The 7750-nt window shown below is 68.5% G+C and carries 5 protein-coding genes and 3 pseudogenes; 2 read left to right on the plus strand and 6 right to left on the minus strand.

What is annotated here, in order from left to right:
- Window positions 1–291, minus strand: a pseudogene (locus ABT085_RS41075) (hypothetical protein); the annotation flags it as partial.
- 130 nt (window positions 292–421) lie between these two features.
- On the opposite strand from ABT085_RS41075, the pseudogene ABT085_RS41080 reads away from it, so the two are divergent.
- Window positions 422–1063, plus strand: a pseudogene (locus ABT085_RS41080) (transposase); the annotation flags it as partial.
- Between the two features lie 13 nt (window positions 1064–1076).
- On the opposite strand, the gene ABT085_RS41085 reads toward ABT085_RS41080, so the two are convergent.
- The 4 genes and pseudogenes from ABT085_RS41085 to ABT085_RS41105 form a co-directional block, all read right to left on the minus strand.
- Complete coding sequence (locus ABT085_RS41085) at window positions 1077–2630, minus strand: alpha/beta hydrolase (RefSeq protein ID WP_351620572.1); 1554 nt, start codon at window positions 2628–2630, stop codon at window positions 1077–1079.
- Window positions 2631–2879: 249 nt separating this feature from the next.
- A pseudogene (locus ABT085_RS41090) lies at window positions 2880–3060 on the minus strand (IS30 family transposase); the annotation flags it as partial.
- Between the two features lie 445 nt (window positions 3061–3505).
- On the minus strand, window positions 3506–4255 hold the full coding sequence (locus tag ABT085_RS41100) for a class I SAM-dependent methyltransferase (RefSeq protein WP_351620575.1): 750 nt from the start codon (window positions 4253–4255) through the stop codon (window positions 3506–3508).
- A gap of 54 nt (window positions 4256–4309) precedes the next feature.
- The gene (locus ABT085_RS41105; RefSeq protein WP_351620578.1) at window positions 4310–5899 is read right to left on the minus strand and encodes an ISL3 family transposase; all 1590 of its coding nucleotides are present in this window, start codon (window positions 5897–5899) and stop codon (window positions 4310–4312) included.
- Window positions 5900–6276: 377 nt separating this feature from the next.
- Here ABT085_RS41105 and ABT085_RS41110 point away from each other — a divergent pair, with 377 nt between their 5' ends.
- Window positions 6277–6738 carry a GNAT family N-acetyltransferase gene (locus ABT085_RS41110; protein WP_351620581.1) on the plus strand — a complete coding sequence of 154 codons (462 nt, stop codon included), beginning with the start codon at window positions 6277–6279 and terminating at the stop codon, window positions 6736–6738.
- Between the two features lie 9 nt (window positions 6739–6747).
- Here the strand turns inward: ABT085_RS41110 and ABT085_RS41115 are convergent.
- A protein-coding gene (locus ABT085_RS41115; RefSeq protein ID WP_502982945.1) for an IS5 family transposase occupies window positions 6748–7622 on the minus strand; the annotation gives its coding sequence in 2 pieces (ribosomal slippage) (window positions 6748–7239 and window positions 7242–7622; 873 coding nt in all).
- Between the last annotated feature and the right edge of the window lie 128 nt (window positions 7623–7750).

The following is a 7750-nucleotide window of genomic DNA, read 5'->3' on the forward strand; positions in this document are numbered from 1 at the left end:
GGGGTCGGGGGGTGTCGTCCTGGCCGCGCCGCCCAGGGCCAGCCACACCGTGTGGAGGTCGCCCTCCGACAGCGGGCTGTCCAACAGTCGACGGGCGTCCTCCCCCAGTTCCACGGCTTCCTCGCCGTCGGACCCGTCCGCCGACCGGGCCACGACCGCGAGCGCGGCCGGGAGGTCGGTGGCGAGGTCCGCGGCAGAGTGGTCCGCGGAGCACAACTGCTCCGTCAGACCCGTGAGCCCGAAGTCACCGGAGTAACCCTGTTCGACGTAGGACGGACTTTTCACTGGCATGGATCACGTCCCGTGTAGGTCGTACGTTACTTCGGGTCAGCGGTCTTGACGACGAAACCGTACCGGCCTCTTCCTGTGTGGTTCTTGACCTTCATCAAGATCACCACGACGTCGTTGCCGCGATATGCGGGTCCTGCGCGACCTTCCCGTCGAACTGGTCGGCCGGTTCCGCTCCGACCGCGTGATGCGGCTGCCGAAACCACCACGGATGAACGGCACCACCAGCCAGTCACTCAAGCACGGCCCGGAATTCCGGTTCACCAAGCCGGAGACCTGGCCCGAGCTCGCGATCACCACGGTCACCGACACCACCAACTACGGCAAGGCCGAGACTCAGCAAAGGAACGGGACGCTCCGCCACTGCGGTGATCCGCCGCTTCGGCCTGGAGCACACCTTCCGCTTCGCGAAGCAGACCCTCGGCTGGACCACCCCGAAGCTCCGCACTCCCGAGGCGGCGGACCGTTGGACCTGGATCCTGATCGTCGCGCACACCCAACTCCGGCTCGCTCAGCCCCTCGCCGCGAACCTCCGTCGGCCCTGGGAGAAGCCGGCCACCTCATACCGGCTCAACCCGGCCTGGGGCCGCCGGGAGTTCAGTAACATCCGCGGTCACCTCGCCTGCCCAGCCTGTGTTCCCAACCCCGAGGAGCTTGCCCCGGACGGCCACCCGGCGCCAAGAACAAGCACCGGGCACCTCGCTACAGCGTCGGCGCGACTGTCAAGCGCCCCGAGGCCCTCAAGGCCATCGGCAAACCCGGTAGATCTTGGTAGATGAAGAACAAGTTCAGGGCATGCTGCCCCGGCACACCGTCCCCGGGGCCGGGGTGCGGCCCGTGCGGAGGTAGTGGTCGACCCTCTCCGTCACGCAGCGGTTCTGCGGGTATGTGCCGTGGCCCTCCTCCTTGGCCGTCAGGAGGACACCGACGCCGTCGCCCAGGGCGCGGGCCATGTGGCCGGCGCCGGGGAAGGGGGTGGTCGGGTCGCCGGTGCCGCCGACCACCAGGACGGGGGCCGCGCCGTCGGCGTTCACCTGGAGCGTGGCGCGCTCACCGTCGAACGGCCAGCCGTAACACAGGTAGACGCCGGTGGACCAGGCCTCGCCGAAGACGGGTGAAGCGGCCTTGATACGGGCCGCGTCCCCGTCGAGGCGTTCGAAGCCGGGGCGCAGGCTGGAGTCCGCGCAAGTGATGGCGGTCTGGGCGGCGATGCTGCTGTCGTGCGGGGTCGCCGCGCGGTCGGCGGAGCCGTTGTCGTCCGCGCCTTTGCTGAGTGGACGGCCGTCGTTGTGGTCGATCAGCGCGGTGAGGGCCTTGGCCAGCGGCGCCCACCCGTCCGTGCCGGAGTCGAGATAGTCGCTGACGGCATACGCAAGGTCGTCCGCGTCGAGGGTCCTTCCTCCGCGGGCCGGGGCGGGTGTCTTCTTCAGGCGGTCAGCCAGGCGCGCCATGCGCCGCGCGGCCTCCTCGGGCCCGTCGCCGGTCGGGCAGTGGCGGATATGGGCCGCGCAATGCGCGGCGAACCGGTCGAACGCCGCCTGGACCGCCTTGACCTGCGACACCTGCTTCTCGTCGAAGTCCTCGGTCGGATCGACGGGCGCTTCGAGGACGAGCCGTCCGACGTGCGACGGGTACAGGTGGGCGTAGACCGCGCCGAGCGCCGTTCCGTACGAGACGCCGAAGTAGTGCAGCCGCCCGTCGCCGAGGAGATAGCGCATCAGGTCGAGGTCGCGCGCGGTGTGCGAGGTGCCGATGTACGGCAGGAGCGCCCCGGAGTGCTCGGCGCAGGCGTCGGCCCCGTCGTAGCCGCTGTCGTCCGCTGTCTTCCCGCAGCGCACGGGGATGGTCGCGCCGACGCCGCGCGGGTCGAAGGAGACCAGGTCGTAGCGGTCGAGGAGCGGCTCGTACTGGTTGAGGAATTCGGGCAGTCCGCTCACGCCGGAGACGCCGGGTCCGCCGAAGTTGAGGACGAGCGAGCCGATGCGCCGGGCGTTCGGGCCGGTGGCCTTGCGGCGGATCAGGGCGACGTCGATCGTCTTGCCGTCCGGTTTCCGGTAGTCGAGGGGGGCCTTCATGGTGGCGCAGTCGAAGCCCGTGCGCGCGGTGGCCGGCGAGGTGCAGCTGGACCAGTGGAGGTGCTGGCCGGTGGTGAGCGCGGTGGGCAGACCGGGGGGCGGATTGTGCGCGGTGAACTCCGTACGAGGCTCCGCACTCCGGCCGGGAGCGTCGTGCTGGAGCCAGGCGCCGATGGCCCCGACCGCGGCAAGGACGACCCCGGCGATGATGTATGCAACAGCCGAGAGGCCCGGTCTGCGGCTTCGTATCGGATGTGCGTCACTCATCGAAATCCCCGCGCTCCCGCCCCTGGACGCCAGCCCCGTGCTCGCATGCCCGTACCCGTGATCGTCCGATCGTCGAATGCGTGCAGGATACAAGCCGCCTCCGACATCACGGCCGGACGTCCGGCGTGCGATGTCCGGGGCGGCGGGCTCGTCACGACCGGTCAGCGAGTGTCAGCGACGCTTGCACTGAGCCGAGTCCGGCACCTGGGTTCTGAGGCGGATTCGCATGATCGTCGCAACGTTGCAAGTTCAGAGTGCCAGAGCCGCGGTGAACGCTTGGACCGGAATCCGCCAACTCAGTTTCTTGCCGCATCGGTTGTTGAGCCGCTGCTCGATGACACGGAGATCGTCAGCAGTGTGGAGAGAGATTCGTACGCTTGGGCAGGTACTGCCGGATCAGGCCGTTGGTGTTCTCGTTCGTCCCTCGCTCCCGGTGTCTCCTGCGTGGTGAAAGTCGCCGAGGTGGGAGCGGAGGAGATCGACGAAGGTGTGGGCGGCACGGCGCACCTGCTCCAGCGGCGTGTTGGCAAGGTAGCCGATGCCCAGGTGACGGTCATCGGCTCTCGCACGTTCTGGGTCCGCATCGACTCTGGCCTCCTGGATTGGCGCACCGCCTACGGCGGCTGTACTCCACTCCGGTGGAGCCCCCGCGGGGGATCGTGCCTCGGCACGAATTCCTGCGGGGCGGCTTCTTCCGGTACGTGGCGGGACGTCACCGGGCGCGTGGACTCCCGTCCTGGACAACGATGCTGGCCGGCTCGAAGCCTGCTACAGGGACGAGTCGCTGGTCACCCAGAACCGAGATTGGGGTTCTGGCACAGATCTTGGGGACCGGTCGCGGAGGGTGATTTCGGAGCTTTTCAGAGGCGAGGCGGTCAGGTGGTTTGGAGCCGGAAGTGCAGCAGGCCCGTGGCATCGGCAGGGGCTGGCTTGCCGTCCGTATCGGTGACCGCGGTCACGGCCAGGCCGGCGGTCGTGGCCAGCTTCTCGAACTGGTCCCGGGTGTGCCAATGCATGATCCACGGGCGCTCTTCGATGGTGCTGTCTGAGCCGTGGTGCCGTTCGTAGCGTAGAAGCGTCGTCTGTGTCCGGGCTGTCTCGTCGCGTTGCTCGGCGATGACGGATACCCGGAGCTCGGCGCCGTCGGGTGCGGCGGCCGTGCGCACCCGGCCGATCTGTTCGGCGGGGGTCGGTGCGGGGGTGAACAGGGGCACCAGGGCGGTGCCGCCCTCAGCCAGGTGAGCGCGGATGCCGCGCAGGGCGGCGAGTGCTGTGGCGTCATCGGGGAGCAGGGTGAAGGTCGGCCCGGCGAGGAAGATCGCCCGGTAGCGGCGGGGCAGGTTCAAAGCCTCCATGCGCTGGTGGAACAGGGTGGCACGGATGCCTTGTTCGTCTGCCTGGCGTCCGAGCCGCTCCAGCATGTCGGCGGAGGAGTCGACGCCGTCGACGTCCAGGCCGCGTCGGCGCAGTTCGAGCAGGGGCTCACCGTCGCCGCACCCCAGCTCCAGTGCCGGCATGCCGGCTTGCTGAATGAAGGCTGCGTAGGGTTCGGGGTCCTGGGAGAAGGACTTCAGCGGTCCGTAGAGCTCTGCGACGATGCCGGTGTAGAAGTCAGCTGGGTCCACGCTCGTCACCCTACGCAGCCCCGTCCGTACGTTCACTCGAATATCGAGGGCGGGTCACTGCAACAGGATCATCTTGCGGAGCAGTTCAAATCCCGCTCGCCCGTAGAGTTGCCTCTTGATCTTCTTGATGCGGTTCACGGCGCCTTCAGTGCCGCCGGAACTCCAGTGCAGGGTGAGTCCGGCCGTCACGGCGTCGAGGTCCCGAAGCAAGTGGAGGGCGAAGCCGGTAAGGCCCGGTAGCTGACTGCCGTCAACGGCGTCGATCCAGGCAGGGAGCGTGGGACCGAGACGGTGGGCCATCATCTCGCCGAAGTCGCGGACATGACCTGCAGCGACGTCCAGCTCGGGGCAGCGGGCCAGGACACCCTTCAGTGCGGCGCCGTCTTCCTCGCTCAGGGCTGTGGGATGGCGGGTGAGCCAGCCGGTCACCTGCCGCACCGTCGGCGGTGGAGGCGGCGCCTGCGGCGGGGTGGTGCGCAGAGTAGCGATGTAGGCGCGGACCATCTGATAGGTGACGGGGGCGTTCTCGGCGAGGAGCTCGCAGTGCAGGAGGGTGACATTCGAGCAGCCCGCAGCGAACCGCTCTTCCAGGTAGGGCTTGTAGGGGTCCAGCCTGCTGGACCGGGGGCGGTTCTCGCGGAGGGTGTCCTGCCAGTGCGCGGCGCGCGCGTAGCGCAGCACGGTGTTGAGCCCCCAGCCCAGGTGCCGGGCGATCGCCCGGCGCGAGTGTCCCTGCGTGAGCAACTCGTGGACCAGCGCGTGCGCGGCCTTCTTGCGCTGAGCCCGTCTGCCGGCCGGCTCACGGTCGGCAGACTCCGAGCCGTCCGGCGGAGTGTCGGCACTCGTCGACTTGAGCTGTGCCGGTGCCCGTAAGCACTCCCTGTGAGCGGCGACGCAGGTCTCCACGGCCCGGCCGAGGCCCTGCCATAGGTGGAACCGGTCGGCGACCTGGAGGGCATCGGGGGCGCCGAGCCGGGCGCCCTCGGCGTAGGCGCCCGCCCGGTCCCGGCAGATGATCTCCACCCCGGGGTGGGTGGTCAGCCATGCGGTCAGCGGCCGTGATTCGCGTGTCGGGAGCACATCGACCACGCGATGGGTCTCTCCGCAGGTCAAAACGGTGGAATAGGTCTGCCCTCGGCGGATCGCGAAGTCGTCCACTCCCAGCACGCGCGGCGTGCTGAACAGCGGGTCCGGCAGTGCCATGACCCTGCGCAGCAAGGTCATCCGCCCCGCGCTGATGCCAAGTTGGCCCGCCAGGCGGGCGCCGGCCCGTCCGGCGAGCGCGAGGCCGACATGCTCCAGAGCGTGGTTGAGCCGCGTGGTGAAGCGCGCGTACGGAGTGGTCAGCCGAGCGAACGGCTCAGCGAAGGTACGGCGCGGGCAGTTGCCCGCACCGCAGATGAATCGCCGGACCGTCAGCCGGATCACGACGCTCTGCCCGCCGAGCGGAAGATCCTTCAGCCTGCGCCGGTAGGAGTCGTGCACCCGGCCCGAGAAACGGCCGCAGTCAGGACAGGCAGCCCCGGATGCCCTGCCTCGCGCCACCACGTCGACCGTACCGAAGGCGGCGGTCACCGTCTCGACGTCTATGCCGTCGATGCCGTCGAACACGAGAGAGTCCCAGAATGATGCGTCAGCCTGCATGACCAGTACCGTCACCGGCCACAACGGAGGCTGTCACAGACCTGACGGAGCGTCACTCCAGCCTGTCAGACGGCAGGGCGTACGCGGTCTCACGCGAACCCGACCCTCGCAATCGAACACCTCGGTGACCCTCCGCAACCGGTCCCCAAGATCGGTGCCAGAACCGAGATTGGACAGCAGATGTCGACCACTTCGAGAGGCACGACAGTCAGGCGCTGTTCGATTGCCAGACGGCTAGGGCGTGTGTCAAAAGTGGCTGGTTGTGACTCTGTGGCCCGTGTTTCTATGCCGGAGTGAACATCGAGAGCTCTGGGGTGCCTGTTGAGAGGCCGAGCCGCCGGGTCCGGCAGAGGGTTGATGGCGATGTTGAGGAGTGTGTGCGGGTCCTCGCGGAGGTCCATCAGCTTGACGGCTATCCGGTGAACTGGCCTGATCAGCCTGGCGAGTGGCTGTCACGCGGTCCCCTGCTGGGTTCCTGGGTTGCCGAACTCGAAGGCCGCCTGGCTGGGCATGTCAGTTTGTCGCAAGGCGGCGAAGGCGATCTGGCCCCGATGTTGTGGAGCGAGCGGAACGGCGCGACGCGGGGTATGACCGCCGTGGTCAGCAGGCTGTTCGTTGCCCCGCAGGCGAGGGGACATCGGATCGGCGCACTGCTGATTGGCCAAGCAGTGGAGGAAGCGCGGTGTCGTGGCCTGCATCCGGTGCTCGACGTCGTCGCATCCGATACCGCAGCGACAGCCCTGTATGAGCGGCTGGGCTGGGAGTTGATGGCTGTGGTCGAGCAGCAGTGGAGCCCGCATCAGACGGTGGCCATCCGCTGTTACGCAGCGCCATCGTGATGTGGCCAGTCACAGCCACTCGTTGATGGCCGCGACGAGGACGGTCGCCTCGTAGCGGACCGCGAGCTTGTCGTATCTGGTGGCCACAGCTCGGTGCCTTTTCAGGCGATTGATGCCGCACTCGACCGCGTGCCGGGCCTTGTAGTCCTGCGGGTCGAACTTCGGGGGCCGGCCGCCGCGCGAGCCGCGTTTCTTGCGGCTGCGGGCCTGGTCGGCCTTGTCCGGGATGGCGCAGCGGATCCCGCGCCGCCGCAGATGAGCCCGGTTCTTCCGGGAGGCGTACGCCCTGTCGGCGCGCACGCGATCGGGCCGGGTGCGCGGCCTGCCCGGCCCACGACGCGGGACATGAACCTTGTCCAGGACCGGCTCGAACTGCGGAGAATCGCCCCGTTGCCCGGCCGTGATCACGATGGACATGGGCTTCTGACCCTGTTCGACGGCCAGGTGCAGCTTGGTCGTCAGGCCGCCGCGCGAGCGCCCGAGCCCGTGGTCGTCAGGCTCGACGGTGACGCCGCCGGGCGGCTCCTTCTGCAGCTCCCCTTTTTCCTCGCACCGGCGACGTGCTGGTGGGCCCGGACGACGGTGGAGTCGACGTTGATGTCCCAGGTGATCAACTCTTTCGCGTCGGCCCGGGCCTGGAGTTCGGTGAAGATCCGATGCCAGGTGCCGGCCCGCTGCCAGCGCCGGAAAAGGTCGTACACCCGACCCCACGGACCGTACTCGGCGTGGAGGTCCCGCCACGGGATGCCGGTGCGGACCCGGAACCGTATACCGTCGATCAGCTGCCGCCTGGCCCACGTCGGCGGCCTTCCGGGCTTCTTGCCCTTCGGCAACAGCGTTTCCAGCACCGCCCATTGCGCGTCCGTCAGATCTCCACGTGCCACGAACCAAGATCATCTCCCGTTCAAGGTCCGCTTTCGACACACGTCCTAGAAGAAGTTGGCCGAGGCGAGGACAAGCGTGTTCACGACGGACGCGATGTGATCGCGTCCGATGCGTATGGCCGCGCGTT

It is taken from the genome of Streptomyces sp. NPDC002265 (assembly GCF_040296125.1).
Classification (GTDB): Bacteria; Actinomycetota; Actinomycetes; order Streptomycetales; family Streptomycetaceae; genus Streptomyces.

Excerpts from the sequence above, each read along its gene's own strand:
- ABT085_RS41105 (WP_351620578.1), bottom strand. The coding sequence starts at position 5,899 with ATGCAGGCTGACGCATCATTCTGGGACTCTCTCGTGTTCGACGGCATC.
- ABT085_RS41085 (WP_351620572.1), bottom strand. The coding sequence starts at position 2,630 with ATGAGTGACGCACATCCGATACGAAGCCGCAGACCGGGCCTCTCGGCT.